This is a genomic window from Acinetobacter sp. 25-47-122 (assembly GCF_056779695.1).
The window spans coordinates 46,757-71,570 of record NZ_JBWYIJ010000014.1 but is presented as its reverse complement, the minus strand read 5'-3'; the positions used below and the strand labels follow the sequence as shown (position 1 = coordinate 71,570).

General features: G+C 39.0%; 22 protein-coding genes and 1 other RNA gene. 13 read left to right on the top strand and 10 right to left on the bottom strand.

The features are described 5' to 3' along the window. Positions 1-115: 115 nt before the first annotated feature. Together AC1M9P_RS12975 and AC1M9P_RS12970 are read left to right on the top strand one after the other, a co-directional pair. A complete protein-coding gene (locus AC1M9P_RS12975; RefSeq protein ID WP_035267462.1) occupies positions 116-802 on the top strand; it encodes a YggS family pyridoxal phosphate-dependent enzyme in 687 nt (228 codons plus the stop codon). A 116-nt stretch (positions 803-918) separates the two neighbouring features. Continuing rightward, positions 919-1,716: a thioesterase family protein gene (locus AC1M9P_RS12970; RefSeq protein ID WP_481587874.1), complete on the top strand. Its 798-nt coding sequence runs from the start codon at positions 919-921 to the stop codon at positions 1,714-1,716. Positions 1,717-1,760: 44 nt separating this feature from the next. On the opposite strand, the gene AC1M9P_RS12965 is transcribed toward AC1M9P_RS12970, so the two are convergent. The 3 genes from AC1M9P_RS12965 to AC1M9P_RS12955 form a co-directional block, all read right to left on the bottom strand. Next, complete coding sequence (locus AC1M9P_RS12965) at positions 1,761-5,372, bottom strand: AAA family ATPase (RefSeq protein WP_481587873.1); 3,612 nt, start codon at positions 5,370-5,372, stop codon at positions 1,761-1,763. A 9-nt stretch (positions 5,373-5,381) separates the two neighbouring features. Beyond that, positions 5,382-6,629 carry an exonuclease SbcCD subunit D gene (locus AC1M9P_RS12960; RefSeq protein ID WP_481587872.1) on the bottom strand — a complete coding sequence of 416 codons (1,248 nt, stop codon included), beginning with the start codon at positions 6,627-6,629 and terminating at the stop codon, positions 5,382-5,384. 225 nt (positions 6,630-6,854) lie between these two features. Continuing rightward, positions 6,855-7,586 carry a hypothetical protein gene (locus AC1M9P_RS12955; RefSeq protein ID WP_481587871.1) on the bottom strand — a complete coding sequence of 244 codons (732 nt, stop codon included), beginning with the start codon at positions 7,584-7,586 and terminating at the stop codon, positions 6,855-6,857. Positions 7,587-8,223: 637 nt separating this feature from the next. Here AC1M9P_RS12955 and AC1M9P_RS12950 point away from each other — a divergent pair. Together AC1M9P_RS12950 and AC1M9P_RS12945 are read left to right on the top strand one after the other, a co-directional pair. After that, entirely contained in the window at positions 8,224-8,676 is a 453-nt protein-coding gene (locus tag AC1M9P_RS12950) for an ABZJ_00895 family protein (protein ID WP_481587870.1), read from the top strand. Positions 8,677-8,740: 64 nt separating this feature from the next. Next, on the top strand, positions 8,741-9,652 hold the full coding sequence (locus tag AC1M9P_RS12945; protein ID WP_481587869.1) for a TIGR01777 family oxidoreductase: 912 nt from the start codon (positions 8,741-8,743) through the stop codon (positions 9,650-9,652). Here AC1M9P_RS12945 and thiO read toward each other — a convergent pair. Both thiO and hemB read right to left on the bottom strand, forming a co-directional pair. Beyond that, positions 9,649-10,755, bottom strand: a complete 1,107-nt coding sequence (gene thiO / locus AC1M9P_RS12940) for a glycine oxidase ThiO (RefSeq protein ID WP_481587868.1) — start codon at positions 10,753-10,755, stop codon at positions 9,649-9,651. The two genes, AC1M9P_RS12945 and thiO, sit on opposite strands and share 4 nt — an antisense overlap. Before the next feature lie 200 nt (positions 10,756-10,955). Further along, positions 10,956-11,966, bottom strand: coding sequence for a porphobilinogen synthase (gene hemB, locus AC1M9P_RS12935; protein WP_180000234.1), 1,011 nt, complete (start codon positions 11,964-11,966; stop codon positions 10,956-10,958). Positions 11,967-12,074: 108 nt separating this feature from the next. On the opposite strand from hemB, the gene AC1M9P_RS12930 reads away from it, so the two are divergent. Beyond that, on the top strand, positions 12,075-12,572 hold the full coding sequence (locus AC1M9P_RS12930) for a thioesterase family protein (protein WP_035266285.1): 498 nt from the start codon (positions 12,075-12,077) through the stop codon (positions 12,570-12,572). Positions 12,573-12,624: 52 nt separating this feature from the next. Here the strand turns inward: AC1M9P_RS12930 and glpK are convergent, their stop codons facing one another. Further along, positions 12,625-14,109, bottom strand: coding sequence for a glycerol kinase GlpK (gene glpK, locus AC1M9P_RS12925; RefSeq protein WP_481587867.1), 1,485 nt, complete (start codon positions 14,107-14,109; stop codon positions 12,625-12,627). Between the two features lie 132 nt (positions 14,110-14,241). Between glpK and ssrA the strand changes: the two genes are divergently transcribed. Both ssrA and AC1M9P_RS12915 read left to right on the top strand, forming a co-directional pair. Beyond that, positions 14,242-14,602: a transfer-messenger RNA gene (gene ssrA / locus AC1M9P_RS12920) on the top strand. A gap of 183 nt (positions 14,603-14,785) precedes the next feature. Then, positions 14,786-15,925: a tyrosine-type recombinase/integrase gene (locus AC1M9P_RS12915; RefSeq protein ID WP_481587866.1), complete on the top strand. Its 1,140-nt coding sequence runs from the start codon at positions 14,786-14,788 to the stop codon at positions 15,923-15,925. Here the strand turns inward: AC1M9P_RS12915 and AC1M9P_RS12910 are convergent. After that, positions 15,919-16,836, bottom strand: a complete 918-nt coding sequence (locus AC1M9P_RS12910) for a hypothetical protein (RefSeq protein WP_481587865.1) — start codon at positions 16,834-16,836, stop codon at positions 15,919-15,921. The two genes, AC1M9P_RS12915 and AC1M9P_RS12910, sit on opposite strands and share 7 nt — an antisense overlap. A 452-nt stretch (positions 16,837-17,288) precedes the next feature. Here AC1M9P_RS12910 and AC1M9P_RS12905 point away from each other — a divergent pair, with 452 nt between their 5' ends. Next, positions 17,289-18,167, top strand: a complete 879-nt coding sequence (locus AC1M9P_RS12905; protein WP_481587864.1) for a YagK/YfjJ domain-containing protein — start codon at positions 17,289-17,291, stop codon at positions 18,165-18,167. A gap of 98 nt (positions 18,168-18,265) precedes the next feature. Continuing rightward, complete coding sequence (locus AC1M9P_RS12900) at positions 18,266-18,538, top strand: hypothetical protein (RefSeq protein ID WP_481587863.1); 273 nt, start codon at positions 18,266-18,268, stop codon at positions 18,536-18,538. A gap of 58 nt (positions 18,539-18,596) precedes the next feature. Here the strand turns inward: AC1M9P_RS12900 and AC1M9P_RS12895 are convergent, their stop codons facing one another. From AC1M9P_RS12895 to AC1M9P_RS12885, 3 genes are read right to left on the bottom strand one after another with little or no spacing between them, the layout of a single operon-like run. Beyond that, positions 18,597-19,325 (bottom strand): hypothetical protein, encoded by a 729-nt coding sequence (locus tag AC1M9P_RS12895; RefSeq protein WP_481587862.1) that lies wholly within the window; start codon positions 19,323-19,325, stop codon positions 18,597-18,599. A gap of 38 nt (positions 19,326-19,363) precedes the next feature. After that, complete coding sequence (locus AC1M9P_RS12890; RefSeq protein WP_481587861.1) at positions 19,364-20,002, bottom strand: DUF805 domain-containing protein; 639 nt, start codon at positions 20,000-20,002, stop codon at positions 19,364-19,366. A gap of 42 nt (positions 20,003-20,044) precedes the next feature. Beyond that, positions 20,045-20,398, bottom strand: coding sequence for a hypothetical protein (locus AC1M9P_RS12885; protein ID WP_481587860.1), 354 nt, complete (start codon positions 20,396-20,398; stop codon positions 20,045-20,047). A gap of 632 nt (positions 20,399-21,030) precedes the next feature. Between AC1M9P_RS12885 and AC1M9P_RS12880 the strand changes: the two genes are divergently transcribed. The 4 genes from AC1M9P_RS12880 to AC1M9P_RS12865 all read left to right on the top strand — a co-directional run bounded on the left by AC1M9P_RS12880 (position 21,031) and on the right by AC1M9P_RS12865 (position 24,698). After that, positions 21,031-22,065 (top strand): DUF932 domain-containing protein, encoded by a 1,035-nt coding sequence (locus tag AC1M9P_RS12880; RefSeq protein ID WP_481587859.1) that lies wholly within the window; start codon positions 21,031-21,033, stop codon positions 22,063-22,065. Between the two features lie 189 nt (positions 22,066-22,254). Then, on the top strand, positions 22,255-23,313 hold the full coding sequence (locus AC1M9P_RS12875; protein WP_481587858.1) for a YqaJ viral recombinase family nuclease: 1,059 nt from the start codon (positions 22,255-22,257) through the stop codon (positions 23,311-23,313). Positions 23,314-23,503: 190 nt separating this feature from the next. Beyond that, positions 23,504-24,388 (top strand): recombination directionality factor, encoded by an 885-nt coding sequence (locus tag AC1M9P_RS12870; RefSeq protein WP_481587857.1) that lies wholly within the window; start codon positions 23,504-23,506, stop codon positions 24,386-24,388. A gap of 79 nt (positions 24,389-24,467) precedes the next feature. Then, complete coding sequence (locus tag AC1M9P_RS12865; protein WP_092766047.1) at positions 24,468-24,698, top strand: helix-turn-helix transcriptional regulator; 231 nt, start codon at positions 24,468-24,470, stop codon at positions 24,696-24,698. Positions 24,699-24,814 lie beyond the last annotated feature (116 nt).

The following is a 24,814-nucleotide window of genomic DNA, read 5'->3' as shown; positions in this document are numbered from 1 at the left end:
CCGAACGCATTAAAATCGTAATTATTTTGATAGAATAATAAGGCTTTCCTACAGCTTAACCAACAGTTAGCGTGCAAGAAAGTAAAAAAAGATGAATTAACTGAGATAGCTATACATGATGAGTCTAGAGCAAGCGAGAAATAGTGTCATTCAACAAATTGAACAAGCCTGTGAAGTTGCTCAACGACAATCTAACGAGGTTAAACTCCTTGCTGTTTCCAAAACGCATCCAGCGGATATTTTGAGAGAAATGTATCAGACTGGTCAACGAGCATTTGGTGAGAATTACCTGCAAGAAGCATTAGATAAAATCAAAGCGCTGAATGATTTAGACATCGAATGGCATTTTATTGGTCATGTACAACGCAATAAAACCAAACAGTTGGCTGAACAATTTGCATGGGTGCATGGGGTTGATCGCTTTATTATCGCAGAGCGACTCTCTAATCAACGCACAATCGAACAGGAGCCTATCAATATTTGTCTTCAAGTGAATATTGATGCTCAAGAAAGCAAAGATGGTTGTGCAGTTTCAGAGGTCGAAGATCTGGTTGCTCAAATGAGCATATTACCTCGACTTCGATTACGAGGATTAATGGTCATTCCAGCACCTGGCAATGTAGATGCACTCTATGATGCCAAGACACTTTTTGATCAGATGAAAGAGCATCATGCACATCCTTCTGATTGGGATACCTTGAGTATGGGAATGTCGGGTGATTTACAAGATGCGATTAGCGCTGGATCGACTATGGTTCGCATAGGGACGGCCTTATTTGGGGCGCGAGATTACTCAAAATGATTGGATTCAGTCTGCACTGAACTTTCGGGTTCAGTCGCTGTCATTGTAAATACAACTTTTTATGTATAAAAATAAACCAATATATTTCACATAATCATAAAACAGGGAAGAATTGGATGAGTTCGTATTATCAGCTTTTAGAACGAAAAGTGTGTGATGATGGATCAGTACTGGCTAAGTATAAGTCGACTATACATGCTCAAGGTGCATGGAATGCGCACGAACAGCATATGGCGCCCGCAACAGGGATTATTTGTGCAGAGTTGGATCACTTTTCTGCTCGGTCTGACCTACGGATTGGACGTATAAGTTTAGATATTTTGGGCCTGATACCCGCTGGGGAGTTTCAAATTGAAACTCGAATTATTCGACCTGGAAAAACCATTGAATTGATCGAGTCGACCATGTCTGCATATGGTAAAAGCTGTATTCAGGCACGTACTTGGCGAATGATGATGAGTGATACTCAGGCAGTCGCAGGATTAGAAGATCAAAAAGTTGCTGATCCTGACGAGGGGATCTTATGGGAAGAAATTAGAAACTGGCCTGGAGGCTATATTCAATCACTTGAGGCACGCCGTTTAGATCGACGGGCAGGCAAGGGCATTGTATGGCTAACCAATCCTTATGACATGGTTGAAGGACAAATACATTCAGACTTTGTGAAGTTGATGGGAATGGTCGATACAGCGAATGGAATTGTCACACGACAAGGTTGGCCGTTTAACTATACTTTTCCAAATTTAGATTTACAGATACATCTCTATCGTATGCCAATAGGTAAGTGGCTAGGTCTGGAAACAGTGCAACAATATGGTGATGACGGTATCGGGTTAACTTCATCTATTCTTCATGATCTGAATGGACCTTTTGGACGAGCTGAGCAAATTTTAACTTTAAGAAAACAGGCTTAGATTAAAGCCGTCATTTGACGGCTTCAACTTTTTATCATGAATCATTAACCGACAATATTAATGGTACTCGCACCTGCACCTACAGGTTTGACTTGAATCTGTACCGGAATACGTTCATGCATTTCTTGTACATGAGAGATGAGCACGACCTTACGACCTTGGCTTTGTAAATGATCGAGGGCATTCATGACCATATGTAAGGATGCTGGGTCGAGCGTACCAAAGCCTTCATCAATAAACAGTGATTCAAGTTTCATTGAACCTGATGCCATATTGGCAATTGCAAGAGCAAGGGCAAGTGACACCAGGAAAGTTTCACCTCCTGATAAGGACAACACAGGTCGGACTTCGCTGTTCATATCGAGATCGATAATTGCTAAACTTAAACTATCTGGAATACGATGTAATTGATAACGCTGTGATAGGGGTTGCAGTTGTTGGTTGGCATATTCCACCAAAATATCTAAATGGTGTTCTTGAGCAATCTTTTTAAACTTGGTGCCTTCCTTATGCCCAATCAAATCGTAGATACGACCCCAACGATATTCTTCTGCTTTAATTTGCTCAATTTGGCTTTGATACTTAGCATAGTTGGCTTGATTGTTCGCATTCATGAGTAGCTTTGCACCAGCTACATTACAGGCATTTTGCTGTGTGGTTTTTTCTAATGCCAATTCAGCGAGTTTGCTTTGAGCCTCTTCGAAGCTGAGTTCAGGTTGTTGTTCGAGATGTTTAGCATAGTGTTCCTCAAGTGTTTGCCATGCTGTTTTTGCACTTTCTAAAGCCTGTTGATGATTGAGCAAGTTCTGCCGAATTTGTCGGTGTTGATTATGTTCAATTGCAAGACATTGTTCGATCACACTCGGTTGCATCTCTGGATGAGTCTTCATCCATGTGGAAATTTGCTCAGTCGCCTGTTGCAGTTGTTGAGTATTGAGTGTGATTTGGCTGTCTAAATGCTGTTGTTGCAGTTGTAGTTGTTGGCGCTGTTCTTCACTAGCTTTTAACTGCAGGCGCTGTGTGGCAATGGCTTGTTGTAACTGTTGTTGCTCTTGATCCAGCGTTGCTTGCCATTCGCTCACCTTCTGATACTGACGACCTGCATAGGCTTCAGTCAGGGTATTCAGTTGATGACGTAGCGATTTTCCAATATGCGCAATTTCAGCCAATTGATCTAATTTTTCCTGTGATTGTTTTTGCACGAGCTCAAGTTTAAGTTGTTGTTGATTTAACTCAGTTTTTACGTGCTCACAGTATTTGTGTTGCTCAGTGACCGCTGTCAAAAGCTGTTGGCGCTGTCGCAAGTGTTGCAATATTTGCTCGGCATAATGCAGCGGATTTGCCTGCCAATGTTGCCGTTGAGGGTCATTAAACTGAGTTACGATGGCTTCGATTAGTTGTTCGAGTTGCTGACGTTGTTGTAAGCCAAATTGCATTTGTTCAGCTTTTTGCTGTGCCAATCGCCATGTGTGTAGGATCTGTTGATCCTGTTCTAATTCAAGCTTTAATTGCCCAATGGTTTTCGAGGTCTGTTCTTGATGGGTACGAATCACGTGTAAGATTTCTGTGATCGGTTGTTGAGCATCAATCTTTAAAGCTTGGGTTTGTAATTCAGCATGTAGTTTCTGTACTTGTAAGTCGATGTTTTGCGCCAGAACATCAATCTGGCGTTGCTGTTGCTGCAAAGTTGCATCAGCTTTTGACACTTCAATTTCCAATTTTTTAAGCTGTTGGCGAAGTTGATCATCTTCTTGCTTTGCTTGCTGTAGCTGTTGGTCTTGCAATTGTCCCAAAGCATTGCTGAGTAAATCTGCATGTTCAACAAAAGGATGCGTATGGCTACCACAGACCATACAGGCTTCATTCGGTTTCAACTGGGCACGCAAATCCTGCACGCTTTGATGTTGCAATAGGCGCTGTTGCTCGAAAATTTGCTCAAGTTGTTGTAGAGCAATTTGAATCTGTTGGACCTGTTGCTGTTGTACGCTGACCTGTTGCTTTAAATCATCTGCAATTTTCTGATTACGCTCTTGCTGTTCAATAAGTTGCTGATACTGTTGTTCATTGTGCACTATCTGCATAGCCTGTTGTTCAAGGCGCTCCAAAATACGTGAAGATTGGTCATATTTCTGAATGATCTGCTGTTTTTGTTGTAGTTTTTGTTCCAGTAAGGCAAGTTCTTGATACTGATTTTTCCAAACTGAAATACGCTGTTGTAATTCAGACTGTTGTTGCTGTAATGCCTCGAGTGAGTGTTGCAATAACGTGGGTTGCGTACTTTGCAGTTGCTGATATTGCTGAACATAATCGTTTAAACGTTGTGTGGTTGTGGCAAATGAATCATCAAAAACAGCCCATTCTTGAGACTGTTGCAATTGCTGTTCAAATTGTTGTTTGGATTGTAGTGCTTGGTTTAAAGCAATTTGCTGTTGCTGACATTGCAGTTCAAGTGGTTGAACTTGGTTTACAAAAAACTGTTGTTGCTCTTGTTTGATGATTTGATGTTGTTGAATTTTACTTTGAATCTCATGATCAAGCTGTGTGGCTTTTTCTAATTGCGGTTTCAGTTGTTCCAGTTGGCTTTGCCATAGATTCAGATTCTGCTCAGCTTGATGCAACTGCTGAGTCGCTTGCTCATGTTGAGTGTGTACTTGCTGTAATTTCGGTTGGAAATTTTTAAGATCGTGCGTCAGTTGATTGAGTTTTAATTGACTGTCTTTCTGTATTTGATATTGGGCACGAATTTCTTGAAATACATCGAGTTGGGCAAGTAGTTGTTTTTGTGGTTGCAGTTTGAGATCAGCGTCTAATTGTACCTCATAGACTTCTTTTTTTGCTTGCGTGCCTGCATAGAGCTCATGGCGGTCTTTATGCCATTTTAGATCATTTTCGAGGAGCTTTTCTGCTTGTGCAAGATTTTCTAACACAAGTTTCAGCGCATGATGTTGTTGATTCAGTTCGGTCAATTCATCTTCTGAGAGAATTTCCAAATGTCCAATCAGTTTTTCTAAATCAGTACGTTGCTGTTTAATTTCACTAAATTTATCAGCGGCTTTTTTACTGACTTCACTAAAAATTTGCGAATTGGTTAAATATTCGAGTAAGTCTGCACGTTCATGGTCTTTGGCTTTTAAAAATGCACCGACTTCAGACTGTGCTAACAGGACTGCACGGGTAAATTGCTCAAAACTGAGACCAATCAGCTTTTCAATCAGTGGCGTCACTTCCGAGATTTTTTGCGTTAAGGTCGCGCCATCATCTAAACATTGAACAAAGCGCTCGACTTTTAAATTGCCATCAACTTTTTTACGCGCACGGCTAATGTCCCACCGCGCCAAATAGCGTTTACCATCAAGGGCAAGAAATTCAAGTTCAGCAAAACCAGCGGTGGTACCACGACGCAGAATATTCTTCGAATCTTTAATTGAAATGTCTTTACCGCCTACATCTTTCATGCTGCCAGCTGCGCCACGTAAACGTGGGATTTCATCGTACAAAGCTAAACACATGGCATCGAGCAGCGTCGATTTTCCTGCACCTGTTTTACCAGTAATGGCAATCAGACCTGCCTGAGCCAATGGCGCTTGTTCAAAATGGATATGTTGTTCACCGGCTAAAGAGGCCAAGTTGTTTAAACTGAGTCGAATAATTTTCATGACCTGTCCTTAGTGCGCTTTTTGATCCAAATCGTGTTGTGCCGCTTCAAGCAAAGTTAAGAAATCACGCTTCACCGATTCATCCTGCTCATAGCCCATTTTTTCCCACAAGCTTAAAAATAATTTTTCAGGGGTGGGGGGCGCTAAATCGACTTTGTGACTTTCATCGTTTTGCTCCGTTGCTTTTTGATAAATTCGAGCTATACGCAGTAAACGATAACGATTTGGTGGCAGTGCCAGTTCAATCTGCTGACGTAAGTCTACAGGCGGTGGGGCATCTGTCGTATATTCAATCTCTAGAAAATGTCGTGCATTGAGATTGTCAATTTCGCCTTTTGGCAGGGCATGTACCGTAGTGATTAATTCAGACAAGGGTTCACGAATTCGAATCAAATCCACGGTACGTGGAATAATGTGCGCTTGATATTGAAAATGATTTTGTTCATCAGCTTCGGGGTCAATGGTGACTTCAACCACTTGATGTTTATAGTTGCGTTCACTAAAAGACAGTGGAATAGGTGAGCCACTGTAGCGAATATGTTCCTGTCCAACTTTTTGCGGTTTATGCAAATGACCGAGTGCCACATAATCAATCACATCATCAAATAATGCAGTGGATAAAGCCTCTTCGTTACCAATCACAATTGGACGTTCGGAATCTGAGGTTTCACCGCCTTGCATATGGGCATGTGACATCAAAATTAAGGCTTGATTGGGTTGTTTACGCGCTTTAGCTTCCGCAATAAGTTGTTGGTGTAAATAGGCAATCGCATTTTGGCTGTTGGTGGTATTTTCATTTAAGCCTGTAATTTCGGCACTGCGTAAATAAGGCAGGGTTAAGCACCAAGCAACGATATTTTTATCAGCATCATAAATAGGTACCAACAAACGATCGAGATCAAATTCACCATCCTGTTTGCCAATAATACCGACCGCTTTGGCATTGAATTTCGCTAGAAAAGGTTCAACCTGTTCAATGCGGTAACCGGAATCATGATTACCTGCGATCATTAAGGTTTGCATATGCGGGGCAATGGCATGGGCATCGGTGAGAAACTGGTATAACTGTTTTTGAGCAGATGATGCAGGATTGACCACATCAAAAATATCACCGGCAATCAGCAGGGCATTCGGTTGTTTTTGTTGAATTTGCGCAAGTAGCCAGTTTAAAAATTGTGTGTGTTCATAGTCACGATCATGATTGTGAAAAAATTGCCCCAAATGCCAATCTGAAGTATGAAAAAAACGCACTGCCATTACCGAACCCCAAAACATCTCAATTGTCATCTTATCCAATATCGGACTTTAAAACATCGAAATTTTTAACATCTCTATAAGACAGCTTTTAATCGCTATTTTTTATTCGATTTACTCTTTTTTCGTCTTTTTCTCTTTTTTCTATTTTTGATTCTCGAGTTGATCGAGATTTGCTTATGAGAAGAGGATGCATGCAGTTTAGCTGCTGTTAACGATTGATCTATTTTATGATGAAAAAAAAGATTGGATGACTAAGGGTACCAATAGAATGCTTAGCCAAATACTCATATTGATGGGAATTATTTGATAGATATAATTTAAAGAATAGACTGAAACCGTAAAAATGAGTGCAAACCAAGCTTCTGTTTTAGAAATTTGATCTTCTGCAAAACGTTTGATATGGATCAGCGTATTTTGTTTGACATCTGAAAAATAAGAACGCGTGTATTTATTGGGAAAATAGCTGAGAAGCAGCATTAAGTTTTGAAAAAGATATAAAGACGATATACCGAGTAAAAAATATCGAAATAATAAAATTAAACGCTCAACCCAACGATGCTCAGATGTAATATCGCCCTGTGAATAAAGTTCTATAATTTGATCAATAGACAAAATTAAAATTGAACAACAAGTAAAGAAACTCAGTAGAAAACGGCTTAAATGATGATGCTTAATTTCAAAAAAGGCATGTACAATCGAATAAAGTAAAAATATTAACAAGATTATTGTGATAAATGTCGATAATACTGTATCAACACCAAGCATCTGTTTTTCGAAAAACCAATAGCAAATTCCAAGTGCGAATAAAAAACTAAGACCTTCACCAAAAGGTGTGGTTAAACTCTGATGATGCTCTACAGAAAAAACTATTAAGTAAGCACCAAGATAGAAATAGACCCAAATTATTAATGGATTCGAGCTATTACTCTGTATAGAAATAAATGAAAGTGCACTCAAAAATAGGCTTAAAATTGAATAAATTAAGATTTTTTCTTTGTTTCTAATGATTTGATAACTTTGATAAAAAACACCACAGAGTAAACTGATGATTGTAAGCGGTATGTGAAATTGATGATTAATAAATGCTTTAATAAAAACAAAGCAATAGCAAACTAATACGATACTGATAAGAAAGCGATTGAATGGATAATTCAATACATCCCAAAAGTCTGATTTAAAATTTAGACGTTTTTTTAGACTAATTTTATGTTTAATTTTTTCTTTATACATTGCGACTAGGATTTATTCTGATTGTTATCTCATCTTTATGGATAAAAGTATATTTAGAAAATTTATTAAGTTCAAAAATAAAGCCGACGATTCGAGTGATGTGAAATCGTCGGCCAAAATACTTCAGTCATTCAAATTTAGGCTGCTAAACTAAATTTTCTGCAAGAAGCATGATTTATAGGTCTCATTGGGGTATAAGGTCACCGTGTATCATTGCGGATGCCGGTGCAATGACTACGCGGTTGCTACTGACCTTGTACCTTATATAACGCATAAGGTTGTGATTCGGTTGACAAGAAAATTAAAAATATTTGATTTATTTTCGGTTATGCTTTGTGACAGGAATTTATTGCGTCTGAGAGTTATGGTTTCTTTAAGAAAATATTTTTTATGGTTCTTTTTACTTTGCTTAGGATTAACGCTGGTTGCAGGTATTTTGGCAGCGTTATTGCCTTCGGCAATTGCAGGAATAGTCACTGCACTTCCATATTTAATTGCGATGATTGTTGTTTTATATAAATTTATTGATCAACAACAACGTGCACCTTCGGATCAAGAACGTAAAAAATTCACATTAGGCTTTACATTGATTTTTTGGGGCTATAACTTTCTTGGTGTTTTTTTAAGTATTTTATTTTTCTCGAGAAAAGACCCTGAAATTTGGCAGAACTTTTTAATCTATGTCCAAAATTCCAGTTTCTTAAGTCTCAGTGCAATTATGATTTTGATGCTGGCGATCCCATTATATTTAATTACCTTTTGGTTTTATGGTCCACAAGCGAAGCGCATGGCGAATAAATTGGTGGTAAATAAGTAATCATGAATTGAGCTCAAAGGCATCTTTCACCATGATAGAGGGATCAGATCATAAGAGTATTTCCATGTATCATCCTTGCGTTTTAGTTACTGGTGCAACAGGTTTTATTGGATCTTATTTGGTTGCATATCTGCTAGATCAAGATTATCAGGTGATTGGTTTAAGCCGACAGTCCAATCCCAAAATGAAGCATCCACGTTTGACATGGGTTCAATCTTTCGATGATATTCAACACGCTCAAATTGATTATGTTATTAACTTAGCGGGTGAAAGTATTGGTGATGGTCGCTGGACACAAAGGCGAAAACAAAAACTCATCGACAGTCGGGTGAAGACGACCGATGCATTATTTCATTATCTGCTGACCCATCAGCAACATCCCAAGCGAATTATTTCTGGTTCTGCTGTGGGGTATTATGGTATTGATCCTGATCAAGAATGGTCAGAAAAAAACAATGAGCAGGGATCATCTCAACCGATCTTTATGTCCGAACTTTGCCAAGAGTGGGAGAGGTCGGCGCTCCAATACAAAAATCAGTTTGATATTAAGGTCATTCGTTTAGGCGTGGTGTTTGGGCATGGCGGAGGAATTTTACAACAATTACTCTTACCGATTCGATTTAATCTGTTAGGTAAAATTGGTTCAGGTCAGCAGCCCTTAGCATGGATTCATATTCAGGACGTGATTAAGGCGATTGAATTTCTGATGTTGAATGACACTCCAAACGAAGTTTTTAATTTCGTTGCTCCTGAACAAACGAATCAGGTGTATTTTGTTCGCACCGCAGCAAAAATTTTAAACAAGAAACCGCTTTTAAGTCTGCCTGATTCATTGTTTAAAATCATGTTAGGTGAGCAGTCTCAATTGGTTTTAAATGGACAATACGTTATACCAGAAGCACTTATTCAAGCAGGTTATACATTTCAGTATCCAGAACTCAAAATGGCGTTGGAGCAACTACTTCCATCACATTAAACTTGAAACTTCAAAGATGGGTCATAGGGTCTAGGATCAACGAGGGTGGTCTGATTCAGCATGAGCTGTCGTAGTAACTGCGCTGCAGCTGGCCCCATGCATAAACCATTCCTAAAGTGACCAAAATTCGCCCATAAGTTTTTCATTTCAGGCATTAAACCGATATATGGAATTCCATCAGGTGAGCTAGGTCTCAAGCCTGCCCATTGTTGCACAATCGGGAAATTTTTAAGTTCAGGTATGAGTTGAATGCATGCTTGGTAAATGGATTGTTGTGTTTTCAAATTTGGGCGATGTTCAAAACCTAATTCCGCCATACTGGAACCACAGACGATATGGCCATCTCGACGTGGAATCATATACATGACCTTGTACATACACATCGTGGGTAGCCAGTTTTCAGGGGTTTTGAATAGGATCATCTGCCCCTGAACAGGTTGAACAGGGATATTGAAATCGAGTTGTGATGCCCAATGTGCCGACCAAGCTCCAGTAGCGATAACATACTGATCAGCTTTAATTTGATGTCGATCATGCAGAACAATGGATTGAACTTGCTGATTTTGAATCAGTAATTTTTCTACCCACTTATGCTCGATAATCTTTACTTTTGAATGTGATTTAAGATAAGTCAGAATAGACTTTAAAAGACGAGGATTACGAACATTAGACAATTGTGGAAAATGCAAAGCCTGCTTGAAAGTATTAGAAACTCGTGGATTCAGATTTCTTAATTGAGTCTCGTCGAGTAAATCGCAATGCTGCATCGGCTCGTTATATTGCGCCTTATAACTGAGTCCAATCTCAAAATCATCTTCATCAAAAATTAACATGCCTGAATCGTGAATTTCGAAATCAATGCCACTCAATGGTTGAATTTTTTGATTCCAAGATTGATATAACGATTTACCAAGTTGTGCCAATTGATTGACTGCTTTGGGATAACGCCAAGGATACATAGGTGACAAAATACCACCACCTGCCCAAGATGCAGCTTTAGCTGCTTGTTTTTGATCAATGAGGGTAATTTCACAACCTTGTTCGAGTAATTCAAGCGCTGTTAGTAAGCCGCTAATTCCACATCCAATGATGGCAACGTGCATTTTTATCCACCTTCAAAATGACGGGGTGTATTAGACCATATTCAAGCTCTAATCGTGCAAATAATCTCAATGATGAAAAGAGATCGATGAGATGTAAGATGTTAAATGAGTGAGTTAAAAGTTGGGTCTCGAATACAATGATGATGATTGTAGTAGAAAAAAAGCGCTTTATGTAAAAGCGCTTTTGATTCAATAGTGTATTACAGATCTTTAAGCATTTTTGCAGCATCTTCAGCAAAATAGGTCCAAATTCCATCTGCACCAGCACGACGACAGCTCATCAATGATTCTAAAATCACACTTTCAGAAAGCCAGCCGTTTTGGATTGCTGCTGCCAACATGGCATATTCACCACTCACTTGATAAACAAATGTTGGAATGCCAAATGTGTCTTTAACTTCACGTACAATATCTAGATATGGCATCCCTGGTTTTACGATCACCATGTCTGCACCTTCTTGAATATCTAGTGCAATTTCGTGAAGAGCTTCAGCTCGGTTTCCTACATCCATTTGGTAGTTATACTTATTACCACCTTTTAAATTAGATGCTGAACCCACTGCATCACGGAAAGGACCATAGAAGCTTGATGCATATTTGGCAGAATAAGCCATGATATTGGTATAAATATGACCATTTGCTTCAAATGCTTGACGAATCGCAGCAATACGACCATCCATCATATCACTCGGTGCGAAAACATCGGCTCCTGCTTCTGCATGGCTTAAACCTTGTTTAATCAGACACTCAACAGTTTCATCATTCAGGACATAACCTGTTTCATCTATGATGCCATCCTGACCGTGTGTTGTATAAGGGTCTAAAGCGCCATCAGTGATGAGTACCATTTCTGGTAATTCTTTTTTTAGAAGACGGACAGTGCTTTGAACTAAACCATCATCTCTCCATGCTGCTTCAGCAGTTAAACTTTTGTCTTCTTGTGGGGTAACTGGGAATAAAGCTAATTTAGATACACCTAATTCTAAAAGTTTTTCAGCTTTGTTTAACAACAAATCAGCTGAAAGACGGTGAATATTTGGCATACTAGGTATTTCTTGGGTTTGATTTTGACCTGGTAGAACAAATACCGGATAAATGAGATGTTCAGCAGAAAGATGTGTTTCTCTCACCATCGCTCTGAGTTTGTCATTTTTTCGAATACGGCGCATGCGTGTTGCAGGAAAAGCAGGGCGATTAAACGTATAAGTCATCACAATCTCGATGTTTGGTATTTTACTTGGGTCTAATTGTAGCCCCCTTAAGGCGGTTTTTGGGAAAATGCTGATGGTTTTTTCTCATGATGTTAATTTGAGTTTTGTATGAACGATTCCCAAAAAAAATGGATGGGTAACCTCCATTTAGGTGCTAAACCAGATCTTGAAGTGGTATTAAATCAACTCACTCAAGTATTTAATACCTCTCCTTATTTCGCTTACAACGAAATGCAAATGCGTGTCGTAGAAGGTGAAATCCAAGGTTATATTGAGATGAAACCTAATCTCATTGGTAATATTTCTTTCCAAATTTTGCATGGCGGTGTAGCAGCAACATTACTCGATAGTATTGGCGGGATTGTTGCAATGGGCGAGCTTTACAAGCGTGCAGAGCCTGATATGTTGCCTGAAACTTTAAAGAAAGTTTCACGTTTAGCAACAGTGGATATGCGAGTGGATTATTTATCACCAGGGCGCGGAAAGTATTTTATTGCCACTGCTGAAGTCCTACGCATGGGTCGCAAAGGTTGTACGATGCGCATGAATATGGTGAATGATGAAGGTAAAGCAATTGCAACAGGTATTGCTTCATACGCATATTGAAAAATCTATGTATCTCTTATAAGAAAACCGCCCTTGTAGGCGGTTTTTTATACTAAACATCTGATCTTGAACGTTTTAACGCACTATTCCATTGATGTAAATGAAATTGACGTTGATCTTCAGACATTGTTGGCTCAAAGGCTTTTTCCAATTTCCATGATGCCGCAATATCAGACGGATTTTTAAATACACCTGCAGTTAAACCTGCCATTGCCGCAGCTCCCCAAGCCGTTGACTCCAAAAGTTGCGGTCTTAATACAGGAACATTCAGTAAGTCGGCTTGAAACTGCATCAACATATCATTTTGACTCGCACCACCATCTACACGTAATTCTTTTAAAGGGTTTCGAATATCAGATTGCATGGCATTCAAAACGTCAGCGACTTGAAATGCGATTGATTCGAGAGCTGCTCGCGCAATATGTGCTTTATTTGTCCCTCTAGACATACCGCATAATAATGCGCGGGCATCCGTATCCCAATGAGGTGCTCCTAAGCCTGTAAAGGCAGGAACAAGTACGACACCATCGGTATTGTTAACTTGACACGCCAATTGTTCAACTTCTTGGCTACTTTGAATAATTCCTAGTCCATCACGTAACCATTGCACAATCGCACCAGCCATAAAAACACTACCTTCAAGCGCATACGAGGTGTGTTCTTTGCATTGCCAAGCTAAAGTGGAGAGAAGCTGATTCTGACTCAGTTGAATTTGATCACCTGTATTGAATAACATAAAGCAGCCAGTACCATAGGTATTTTTAGCTGAGCCTACGTCAAAACATGATTGACCAAATAACGCTGATTGTTGATCACCTAAAATCCCTGTAATTGGAATTTCTGCACCTAAGAGACCTTTTGCTGTATTGGCAATATGGCAATCAGAAGCCACGATTTTGGGTAGTATTGCTTTTGGGATATTAAATAGTGCGAGTAATTCGTCATCCCATTGCTGGGTATGCAGATTCATTAACATGGTTCTTGAAGCATTCGAGACTTCAATCACGTGTTCAGCACCTTGAGTGAGATTCCAAACTAGCCAGCTATCAATGGTTCCAAAAGCCACTTCGCCTTGTTCCGCACGAGCTCTTAAACCATCAATATTTTCAAGTAACCACACTAATTTTCCAGCACTGAAATAAGGATCAATGCGGAGTCCTGTGGTGTAATTTATCTTGTTTTGTAAGTCTTGTTGAATGAGGGAATTACACCAATCACTTGCTCTGCGATCTTGCCAAATAATCGCAGGGGCTAGAGGTTCACCAGTTTTTTTATCCCAAATCACTGTCGTTTCGCGTTGATTGGTTAGGCCTAAAGCTTTGATATCTTTAGGCAGTAATCGTGCATCAGCAATTGCTTGCTGCACTACTGTGATTTGTGAACTCCAAATCTCTTGTGCATTTTGCTCTACCCAGCCTGACTGTGGTGTTCGTATTTTAGTTTCTCTTTGAGCTGTTGCATGAACGTTTCCATGTTCATCAAAAATGATCGCACGACTTGACGTCGTCCCTTGATCCAGTGCAAGTAAATAACTCATAAAATATGCAATTTTGAACTTGAAAAAAGGGATTTTATCTCAATTATTGAAATAAGCGCATGTGTATGTGTAATTGTTGTGAAATTTGAGGTCGTATTTTCAAACTTTTATGCTATGATTGCGTTGTACTTTGGGGATGTTCCTGGCTTCGACGCTGGTGATGAAACTCATAGATGCATGCCGAGAGCGCATTTTCTCTCGTAAATAAAATTTGCATTTTAAATAGTCGCAAACGACGAATCTTACGCTCTAGCTGCCTAAGGGCAGCTTGTCCGCATCTCTGAATACTTGTGGTTAGAGATCCCGACTGAAGCGCACGCACACAAGTCCGTATAACATCAAGCCTTGGGGTGTTGTACTAAACTTAAAGGATCGCTCTCTTAACCCTGTTCGTCGGGTCTTTGAGGGTTAAAACAATAGACGATATCTAAGCATGTAGTAATCTCGAGTGTAGTGCTTGCGGACGCGGGTTCGACTCCCGCCATCTCCACCAAAATTCAATTCAGAGAAGTTCGACTGAATGTAAAAAAGCCCTTAAATATTAAGTTTGAGGGCTTTTTTATTGGCTGTCTTATCCGACCTTATCCTAAGCTGTGTGACCCAATTTTTGCCTTTAGTGGGTAATTATTGGGAAAATTTACCCAATAATTTTATGATTGATAAAGGGTAAATACACATGAAACTCACCGATACCGAATGTAGGAAAGCGACACCAAAAGAAAAGCGATACCGTCTCTCAGATGAAAATGGTCTTTCACTTCTTGTGACGCCAGCAGGACAAAAATACTGGAATGTACGCTATACCGTTCATGGTGAACGAAAGTCAGAGTCGCTTGGTCCATATCCTGACTTGAGTTTAAAAAGAGCAAGGGAGCTTGCACTTGAACTTAAATACAAACATTCTAAGTCAGTTTTGCATGAAGATATCAAACCATTTTTTAAAGAGGTAGCTGAAGATTGGTTTGAGAATCAAAGAGAGACTTGGTCAATCAAGCATATCAGTAATGTACGAGCATCTTTAGATGAGCTTTACAGTACGCTTGCCAATAAACGCATCAATCAGATCCAAGCACCGGAGATACTGCAAGTCATCAAAAAGATTGAGGCAAGAGGATCTACCGAAATTGCTAAACGCACGTTATCCCGTTGTGGCATGGTGATGAAATATGCCATTGCACATGGCTATAGATATGACAATCCAGCAAGTGATTTGGTTTATGCCCTTAAGAATAAAAAAGTAAAGAATTTAGCCTCTTTATCAGAAAATGAAATGCCTGAATTTCTTAGATGTATTAAAGCCTATCCTGCCGACGAGAAAACGCATCATGCAATTATTTTGATCATGTTGACGGGCGTTCGAGTAAGTGAGTTACTAAAAGCACGTTGGGACGAGTTTGATTTAGAAGAGCGTAAATGGGATATTCCTGCGGAACGTATGAAGAACGGTTTACCCCATCGTGTACCCCTAACAGATATGATGATCGATGAACTTCAGGGACTACGTTTGACACATAATCAAGATTTATTATTTCCACATCGTTTAAATAACAAAGAACCTATGCGTAGTGAATCGATACTGGCTGTGATTAAGCGCTCAGGTTATACAGGTCGTATGACAACACATGGCTTTAGATCACTTTTCAGTACAGTATTAAATGAGTCAAATTTATTTAATTCTGATGCCATTGAACGTCAGCTTGCTCATGTACCACAGAATCGTATTCGTTCTGCTTATAACCGTGCACAGTACTGGGATGAGCGTGTGAAGATAATGGAGTGGTACGGTGATAAGGTTAAAGAATGGATGGCTCAATAAAGAGCCTTTCCTTTTTCATCAAGCATCTCATTTTGGTACGCATCTTCAATTAATTTTTCTAAAACTTTTGTTTCAGAAATATTCATTTTTTCAGCTAGTCCTACTAATTGTGATTTAGTCTTTTTGGTTAAAGGAAGATGGTATTGTTTTTTAAGACCACCCTTATCTCTAAATTGTTTTTGTTGCCAAGCTTTTTTTAATTTTTGTATACCAAGTATATACTTATCATAATTATCATAGTATTGGAGATCCCAAATAATCAAAAGTAATTCCAGAGCTTGTTCACTATTTGAAGGATTATGATATCTAAATTGAATATAATGCCTTAATTTATTTTTAGTATATTCTAGAGCCCATGTAGGAAAATATTCATTATCTATGTATTTATTTAGTAAATTATTTGGATTTGAATCTCTATACATCTTGTTTTTATATTCTATTATTTTTTCGAAATTAATATTATCTCTATTGGTATCTGTATAAATATTATCTGAATAAATGTGAAATAATAATAAAAAATAAGGGTTGATGGGGAATTCATAATCTGAATTAATAATGTCTAAAATCGAATTATTTCTAAAGTGAATATTAATAATGAACCAGCACAACCGATGGTCATTTGATAAAAATTTTAACTGGTGTTGAGGAATAATATTTAAATGAATTCTTCGGCAATATTTAATGAAATCAGTTCTATGTTCGATAGTCAAATTACTTAGTTCGGTGTCAATATATTCTGAAAGTAATTTCAAGTCCTGCTTGTTATTCAAAAAACGCAAAAAACTTTCTTTACTCTCTTTTAATTCTAAACGGAACCATTCAAACACAATCCAAATTATGTTTTCGTCTCTAAATTCTCGCAGAAATTTTTGAAGCTCTTGTTTTTCATTTTCATTAAAAGTACGTAACATGATTTTTGTAGAATTGTCGTAGTATTTTAAGTGTGTAATATACGGTTTTTTGTAGGTGTTTACAAGTATTAAAAAAATAAGATTTAAAAAAAAATCAACAATTTATATGTTTTTTGATCTGATGTACGTTGATTTTGGTATGATTTTACATAAGGGTTGCAATTCGACTTACCTATACTTTGATGAAGTAACGTAAATTGGCAGTAGAAGTTTTCAAACGTCGGATAACTTGACCTGTTCGAATTAAAGCAAATTATTTCAAATTATAAGTAATTAATGACTAGGTCGAACAGATAAACTTATTTATTGATATACAAAAAAACTAAATTTTGGTGTAATGATTTTATTATTTGTTTAGTAATAAACACTAAGTTAATGATTTATTCACTATTAATATTTTTAAAAATACATATTAGTCACTTCCTATAGTCTTAAACTAAAGGTAAGTGAGTATGAATAAAATGATTAATCAAGCAAGAATTAAAGAAGCATCACTATTGATAGAAATTGAGAGGTTTGTTCTATCAGTCATAGAGTCAAGAAGACAACCAAGATCATTCTATGAAAACTTTACAGATATTCTTTTAGATTTTCATCAATTTTATAATCCTGATTTTAGCTATTCACGCCTAATCGATCTCTTTTGTTGTTTATTGTACGATTATGATTTGAGGTGTGAAACAGAACATTCCCTTTACAATCGGTTAAAACAAAGGTCATTTAATGAATGGCAAAAATATTTCAAACAGGCAAGAGCTGGCCACTTAAATGAAATGCGTCAACATCGTTATAACGAAAGATTAAATGCAGATAAGTTAGATGCTCGATTGATTGAGCTGCAAGAAGATTATTCTGCTTTATTGGTGGTTCGTGTGGATTTAGCTTATACGATGAGTCCAGATATCGAGCAGGTTGATCATGATTTAGAAGTACTGCGCAGAAGAATCAATCGATCTATTTATGGAGATGACCTATTACTTCTTGTATGGGCAATAGAGCAGGGAGAGAAGAAAGGTTACCACTATCATATCGCATTAGTTTTTGATGAGCGTAAACGAACCAATGCATGGCCTATTGCCAAAGCTATAGGTGAGTTATGGGAAGAGATTACAACAGGTGATGGTAATTATTTCAATTGCCATGATCGTAGATACTTAAAGCAATATGAAGAACAAGATGTTTTGGGTGTTGGTGTTATTTTTAGTAATGTTCCTTATCAAGCCAAGAAGATGCGTTCAACGCTTTCTTATTTAGCACGACCTGATAAAGATCAATATTTGAGAGTAAAGACCAGTAAAAAGATGCGAACCTTTGGCATGTCTCAACGTTAATTAAAAAACATTATGAATATATATCATCTAGATGAGAAACATCTTCTCTTTTTAGGCTGATCCCTGATAAGCCTTTTTCTTTTATAGAGGTATATTTTATGCAAATTAACTGTCCATACTGCCATTCGGAGCATGTTGTCCGTATCATGCCACAACCGTCAAATCATCCTTCTCAGAATATTTTCTCATCCTCTGCATCATTTGCCACAATCGGAGCGACCCTCTCCAAAAGCTTACCGATCTCACCATTAGTTGGAGGTATTGCAGGCATTGTTGTAGGTGGGCTGTTAGATAATGTATTTGGGAGTCAATCTACAGCAGTGACACATTCTTATTTTCAATGCCAACATTGTGGACAAAAGTTTTACTAAATTAAAAAAAACATGGGAGTGGTATTGCTCCCATGTTGTTAACGTGACTTTGGTTTTCTTAAGGCTTAAAGATCCAGTCACCTTGATCTGTTGAAATCGTCACTTCAATAATTTTATTTTTATTGCAATTGGCATCCACTGAAATCCAGTTGCCAAAAGTGACTTTGCGAGGACTATTCATTTTTGCGTAAAGTGGACAGTTTCCACGATTTAAATGAACGTCTTGTACCGTTACTTCATCCACCACAGATTGAATTTTGAGAATCGACATAAAGTTATGAGCAGGATTAGGCTCAAGGCTAATTTTAATAGGTGATTCTTTGGGAATAGTTTGTGATGAATGATCTCCTGAATATTCAGTCTGATCATCTACAGCATTAAAGCAGCTACCTTGAAGTCCGATACCAATGTCATTGGTGTCAATATTCCACGATATTTCAGACTGATCACAACCCAGAATTTGCCCTGAACTATTTTCTTTAAATCTTAAACTGCTTGAGTAGAGATAAAGACCTTGATCATTTCGACGAAGATATTGCACATTAAGAAGAGGTAAAGCGGTATAGGTATTGGGAAATTCAGAATCAAGCAATGTTTGTAGCTCAGCTTGAGCATAGCTTTCGATTGCCATTATTCCTAATTTAGAATGTTTGATTCCCGATGGTGGTGTAGGCTCACTATTTTGTTGTGCCTGTGTGTCTACTTGATCATTCGTTGTATCTTTTTGTTGGCAACCGAATAATGCCAAACAGACGATCAAACTAGGGAATAAAATTCTTTTTTTCATGCTTAAATCCTTGAATTAGTAATATAAAGAATCGTGTTTTAGTTTTTAGGTGATTCACCATATTGATTTGAACCTGTAGTGCCTTCTTGAGTTGCCCAAAATAAAAGCCACAAGATGCCAATGATGGGAATAAAGACCAAGAGCATCCACCAACCAGAACGACCGATGTCATGCAAACGTCTTACACTAACAGCAAGATTTGGAATGAAAGTGATGAGCATTGCCAAAGTGGCTAAGCTATCGCTAAACAGACTAAGCACAAGACTGAGCAATACACAAAAGAGTTCGAAATACCAAAACTCACGACGACGTGCACGGCCTTTAAAATCAGCAAACTTTTTAAAGCAAGCGATAATGGCTTGACGATAATGATTTTCAGACTTTTCAAATTTAGCCAACAACGATGGGTTTGACTGACTAGATTCATCTTGTTGAAGCGTATTATTTGAGTCGGAACCAAGGGTTTGAGATGCATGGCTCGGTTGTTGCTGATGGATATCCAGATAAATGGCTATTGCTTGTTGTTCTGAGTTGACGTCGAAATCTACCGATAGTCCACGTACTGGAGCGAGAGAATCCTTCCATTCGTGAATGTCGAATGTAAAGCGTTGTTGATTATCACCCAAAATTAGACCTGTTTGATCTTGTACTGAAAAATCTAAAATCTTACCTTTCATTATTATGTCCTCATTATTTATAAATATTGATGTAAAAGCGTGTTAAAAATTAAAAGTAAATTCACCTTGATTGGTCTTAACGGTGACTTCTCTGACTTGCTCAATGTGGCAATCGATAACACTTTGATAGCTTTGCCCAAACTTCAGTGTGGACATGTTTTTTCTCCACGAAGATAAAGGACATTGCCCACGATTAATGACAATGTTTTCTATAGTGACTTGATCTTTAGTTGCTTGAATAATCACGGAATTGAAATAAGCAGGGGTATAGGGATTGTTAGGGATATAGAATTGATTCGGCATGAGGTCAAGACGTACAGATACAGGTGAAGACGAATCTGAATGACAAGCACTTATCCCAAAAATGATGAGCATCAAAAAGCAAAATTTTTTCATGACAAAACACTCATACCTTCCTCAAAGAAAGGCTAAGTTAAAAAGTAATCACCAAAAAATGTGGGTGAATGTAATTATTTTGATTTGTGTGAATACACACCCATACAAAAGCGTTGGGTATTCATTCGCTGCAATGAAGGCGAGGGATATAAATAAGAAAAATTGGTCATGGTTGACTCCTTGGAATTAAGAAGTTCTACCGCATTACTGCTAATTAATGGTGGCAGAACGAAAAGGGGTTAGCAGACTGGGATCCAAGGAACCAGCACACCCGTAGGTGTCCCCCTTCCGTCCTACCATTAAGAAAAAAGGGAGACGAGAGGATTCCCAAGAAATAACCTGAGCCATTTCTTGCTTGGATCTACGGTCTGCTAAAACCGACTGGCAATGTAGGCCAGCGCTAGAATCATAATCGTTGAAAGGGTTTAGGTCAATTTGACCGAGCTAAACTTTAAGCTGAATTTTAAACAAATGTATCCATCAATTATAAAAAAATAGAGATATATAACATCTAAATGAATCTTTTGTAGATTTCACAGTGATTGAATATCTACATGTCCAAGTTTGGTCTGCTTCCCCAGCAGGCCTTTTTGTATGCAGCTGAAGATTGCACAAATATAGAGGTTAAAATCATGGCACATCAATTAGAACAAATGGCCTATGTGGGCGAAACCCCTTGGCATGGCTTAGGTAATCAACTCAGTCCAAATCAGCCACTCGAGGTTTGGGCACAACAAGCAGGCATGGATTGGCGCATCGAATCATCCAATGTCAGTTACATGGCTCAGAATGAACGTGGTCAAAGCATCATCATGCCCTTTGAAGAACAACGTGTGCTGTATCGCTCAGATACTCATGCACCGTTATCTGTGGTCAGTCAGCGTTATCAGGAAGTACAACCTAAAGAAATTCTAGAGTTCTACCGTGATCTGACTGAACAATCTGGCTTTGAGTTAGAAACAGCAGGCGTGCTGAAAGGTGGTAAGAAGTTCTGGGCTTTAGCACGTACAGGTCAAAGCACAGCGTTGAAAGGAAAGGATGTTAGTAATGGCTATGTGCTCCTTGCCTCTGCATGTGATGGTACGCTAGCAACTACAGCACAATTCACCAGTATTCGAGTCGTATGTAACAACACGCTTGCCATTGCGCTGAAAGGTGCAACTGCGAGTGCAGGTGTAGTCAAAGTTCCACATAGTACCAAGTTCGATGCTGAGAAGGTGAAACAACAATTGGGTATTTCAGTGCGTGCATGGGATGAGCACATGTATGAAATGAAACAACTCACACAACGTAAGGTTAGTCAGCAAGAAGCCAAGGCTTATTTTGATGCTGTGTTCAACAATAGCACTATGTCAATTGCTGATCCTGAAGAGAACATTATTCAGTTCTATCGTCAGGTAGCAAGCAACCCACCACAGCAAAATAAAACTGAACCCAATGGAAGAGCCATGACTAAAGCACTCGACATGTTTAATGGTCAGGGACGAGGAGCAGAACTTTCATCTGCTAAAGGTACGGCTTATGGCTTACTCTGTTCGATCACGGAATTTGTTGATCATGAACGTCGTGCCATGAGTACGGATCATCGTCTCGATTCAGCATGGTTTGGTGCAGGCGCAGGTCTTAAACAACGTGGACTCGAACAGGCTTTATCTTTGATAGCCTAAGCTCATGTAATCGTAACCCCGCAAGTCTCAACAATTGCTGAGTACAGCACACACGTAACTCTCCCTACTTTCAACTCACAATCAACAATCTGAATCAGCATACATATCGCCATACCCGACCTCGTGTCGGGTATGGCTTATTTACACGCTTCTTTTTTACAAAAAACTGAAATTTATAAGGATAGAACTATGAATCAAATCGCACCGATTTCAAATCAGCCTGTACAGGCAGGTGTGCAAACAGCATTAAATCCATTAACCACAACCAAGCGAGCTAACTCTGCTAAACGCTTAGTCAGCACCAAGGATATGGCGTATCAAGATTGGCTTGAAGTTCGTAAACAAGGTATTGGGAGTAGTGACGCGGCAACAGCATGTGGTTTAAATCCCTACATGTCGATGCTAGAGCTCTGGCTGATCAAAACAGGTCGTCAAACTCAGTCCATCGAAGATGAAAGCTCAGGTGTTGCACCACTGTATTGGGGCAAACAGCTTGAACCTTTGGTCGCTGAGTATTACAGCATGCATACCAACAATAAGGTACGTCGAGTCAATGCTGTATTACAGCACCCTGATCCTGATAAGCATTTTATGTTGGCAAACTTGGACTACGCTGTTGTAGGGAGTGATGAAGTCCAAATTCTTGAATGCAAAACAGCAGGGGAACATGGCGCGAAGCTGTGGCGTGATGGTGTACCACTCTATGTACTTTGTCAGGTACAGCACCAATTAGCAGTGACAGGAAAACAGGCAGCCCATGTGTGTGTATTGCTTTGTGGGCATGAAACTAAAATATTTAAAGTGACTCGTTCTGAATCTGTGATTCAGCACATTATTAATGCGGAACGTTACTTTTGGGAATGTGTGGAAAAGGATACACCACCATCTGTGGATGCGAGTGAATCGGCAGCCAAAGCCATTCAGCAGTTGTATCCAATGCATGTACCACTGACAGTTGAAGATCTATCACAGAATGAAACAGCCAACCTCATGTTCGATAAGCTGATCAAACTGAAAGAAGAGATTCAGCATAAACAAGAACGTTTTGATGAGCTAAAGCATCAAATCCAAATGATGATGAAGGATGCAGAGCGTGCCACATTCAGTCGTGGTTCAGTGGTTTGGAAGAAAGCCAATGACAGTGTCAGTTTGGATACCAAAGCTCTACTCAAGCATCAGCCTGATCTTATTGAACAATATCCATTAAAAAGACAGGGCAGTCGTCGCTTCAATATCTATACCGACTAAGCCCACATCATTCACCTCATCAAAAATGCACAAAAATCGCTCCCCGCTCTCTACAACATTTGTAGAGAGCAAATCGGTCGCGATTTTTGCAGTCAACACTCGCTTTTTAGTAATTATTTCTACTTTATAGCAGTCGTTGAAACTTACATATAAGAACCCTACGCCTTAAAGATTTAATTGGAGTATTAAAATGATTAAAGGTCTAGCGATCACACCGCCTACACTTGGGCGTATCAGTATTGGTCGAGTCGTGGAAAAGAATGGTAAACGTCTACCTGAGAAAGATGACCAGTTCACCATTACTTCGCAAATCCAAAATAAAGAAGGATGGGTCAAGCACCCATTAGATGAACAGCTTCGAGCGAATGCTCCGAATCAGAAACTCCGTTCTATCCCTGTCCGCATGATCTTTAATGATCCTGATCTGAACCTACGAGCAGAGTACTCCTTGTTTGATCGTCAGACAGGACGACCTGTTTGTGTCGGTGATGGTCAAACTTGTCAGCGTTTAAACAACCAGGGCGTTGAACAGCATCCGTGTCCTTCACCTGATTTATGTCCTTTAGCTCAGGGTGGGCATTGTAAGCCCTATGGTCGTTTGCATGTGAACTTAGATGAGTCGGATGAATTTGGCACCTTCATCTTTAGAACCACAGGCTTTAACAGCATTCGGACTTTGGCAGCTCGCTTGAGCTACTACCATGCAGCATCGAACGGCTTGCTTTCATGCTTGCCACTGCAACTGACGTTACGAGGTAAGAGTACAACACAAAGTTATCGTCAGCCTGTGTATTACGTGGATTTAACATTAAGAGAAGGCGTGGATTTGCAGTCAGCGATTCACACAGCACGTGAGATTGATCAACAAAGTAAGCAGGTGGGATTTAATCAAGAGGCACTCGATCAAATGGCACGACAGGGCTTTGCTAATGCGAAGTTTGAAATGGATCTAGAGGAAGGATTAGATGTAGTGGAGGAGTTTTATCAGGGGGAAGAGCAACAGCAGTCATTAGCTCCGAGTGAAGCTTTTAATATCCAACAGGGATTAAAAAGTTCCGTGACAGCATTGAACTGAATCGGACAAGGTAAAACCTTACGGGATTGCCGTATCTCATGAGCGAGTTGCTCGAAATCATGAGATCGGAGTAAGCACTATGAGTACATTTGTAGGACAAACATTCCAGATGAACCAGCTGATTAGTATCAAGCAGGTCGTAGAGCTAGTTGGCGTTGGACGTTCAACCATCTATGAAATGATGGATGAAAATTCACCCTACTACGATCCGACTTTTCCAAAGAAAGTCAAAATTACCCAAAACCGTATCGGTTGGTCAGCTTATGAGATCCATCAATGGATTGAAAATAAGTTGGCGAGCCGTGAATAGAAAGGGAGCTATTGCTCCCTTATTTTTTTGTTTTTTAGTAGACTAAGTTTAATTTTTAGCCTAAGTAGTAAAAATGAAAACAATAGATTATTACAACCAATAGGCGGATGAATTTA

What these genes read in the sequence shown, in the direction of transcription:
- AC1M9P_RS12890 (WP_481587861.1), bottom strand. Translation starts at nt 20,002, where the DNA reads ATGAAAGGTAAGATTTTAGATTTTTCAGTACAAGATCAAACAGGTCTA.
- hemB (WP_180000234.1), bottom strand. Translation starts at nt 11,966, where the DNA reads ATGACTTATACGTTTAATCGCCCTGCTTTTCCTGCAACACGCATGCGC.
- AC1M9P_RS12895 (WP_481587862.1), bottom strand. Translation starts at nt 19,325, where the DNA reads ATGAAAAAAAGAATTTTATTCCCTAGTTTGATCGTCTGTTTGGCATTA.
- AC1M9P_RS12865 (WP_092766047.1), top strand. Translation starts at nt 24,468, where the DNA reads ATGAGTACATTTGTAGGACAAACATTCCAGATGAACCAGCTGATTAGT.
- thiO (WP_481587868.1), bottom strand. Translation starts at nt 10,755, where the DNA reads ATGCACGTTGCCATCATTGGATGTGGAATTAGCGGCTTACTAACAGCG.
- AC1M9P_RS12880 (WP_481587859.1), top strand. Translation starts at nt 21,031, where the DNA reads ATGGCACATCAATTAGAACAAATGGCCTATGTGGGCGAAACCCCTTGG.
- AC1M9P_RS12930 (WP_035266285.1), top strand. Translation starts at nt 12,075, where the DNA reads ATGAACGATTCCCAAAAAAAATGGATGGGTAACCTCCATTTAGGTGCT.
- AC1M9P_RS12905 (WP_481587864.1), top strand. Translation starts at nt 17,289, where the DNA reads ATGAATAAAATGATTAATCAAGCAAGAATTAAAGAAGCATCACTATTG.
- AC1M9P_RS12900 (WP_481587863.1), top strand. Translation starts at nt 18,266, where the DNA reads ATGCAAATTAACTGTCCATACTGCCATTCGGAGCATGTTGTCCGTATC.
- AC1M9P_RS12965 (WP_481587873.1), bottom strand. Translation starts at nt 5,372, where the DNA reads ATGAAAATTATTCGACTCAGTTTAAACAACTTGGCCTCTTTAGCCGGT.
- AC1M9P_RS12945 (WP_481587869.1), top strand. Translation starts at nt 8,741, where the DNA reads ATGTATCATCCTTGCGTTTTAGTTACTGGTGCAACAGGTTTTATTGGA.
- AC1M9P_RS12950 (WP_481587870.1), top strand. Translation starts at nt 8,224, where the DNA reads ATGGTTTCTTTAAGAAAATATTTTTTATGGTTCTTTTTACTTTGCTTA.
- AC1M9P_RS12885 (WP_481587860.1), bottom strand. Translation starts at nt 20,398, where the DNA reads ATGAAAAAATTTTGCTTTTTGATGCTCATCATTTTTGGGATAAGTGCT.
- glpK (WP_481587867.1), bottom strand. Translation starts at nt 14,109, where the DNA reads ATGAGTTATTTACTTGCACTGGATCAAGGGACGACGTCAAGTCGTGCG.
- AC1M9P_RS12875 (WP_481587858.1), top strand. Translation starts at nt 22,255, where the DNA reads ATGAATCAAATCGCACCGATTTCAAATCAGCCTGTACAGGCAGGTGTG.
- AC1M9P_RS12910 (WP_481587865.1), bottom strand. Translation starts at nt 16,836, where the DNA reads ATGTTACGTACTTTTAATGAAAATGAAAAACAAGAGCTTCAAAAATTT.
- AC1M9P_RS12970 (WP_481587874.1), top strand. Translation starts at nt 919, where the DNA reads ATGAGTTCGTATTATCAGCTTTTAGAACGAAAAGTGTGTGATGATGGA.
- AC1M9P_RS12870 (WP_481587857.1), top strand. Translation starts at nt 23,504, where the DNA reads ATGATTAAAGGTCTAGCGATCACACCGCCTACACTTGGGCGTATCAGT.
- AC1M9P_RS12960 (WP_481587872.1), bottom strand. Translation starts at nt 6,629, where the DNA reads ATGGCAGTGCGTTTTTTTCATACTTCAGATTGGCATTTGGGGCAATTT.
- AC1M9P_RS12975 (WP_035267462.1), top strand. Translation starts at nt 116, where the DNA reads ATGATGAGTCTAGAGCAAGCGAGAAATAGTGTCATTCAACAAATTGAA.
- AC1M9P_RS12915 (WP_481587866.1), top strand. Translation starts at nt 14,786, where the DNA reads ATGAAACTCACCGATACCGAATGTAGGAAAGCGACACCAAAAGAAAAG.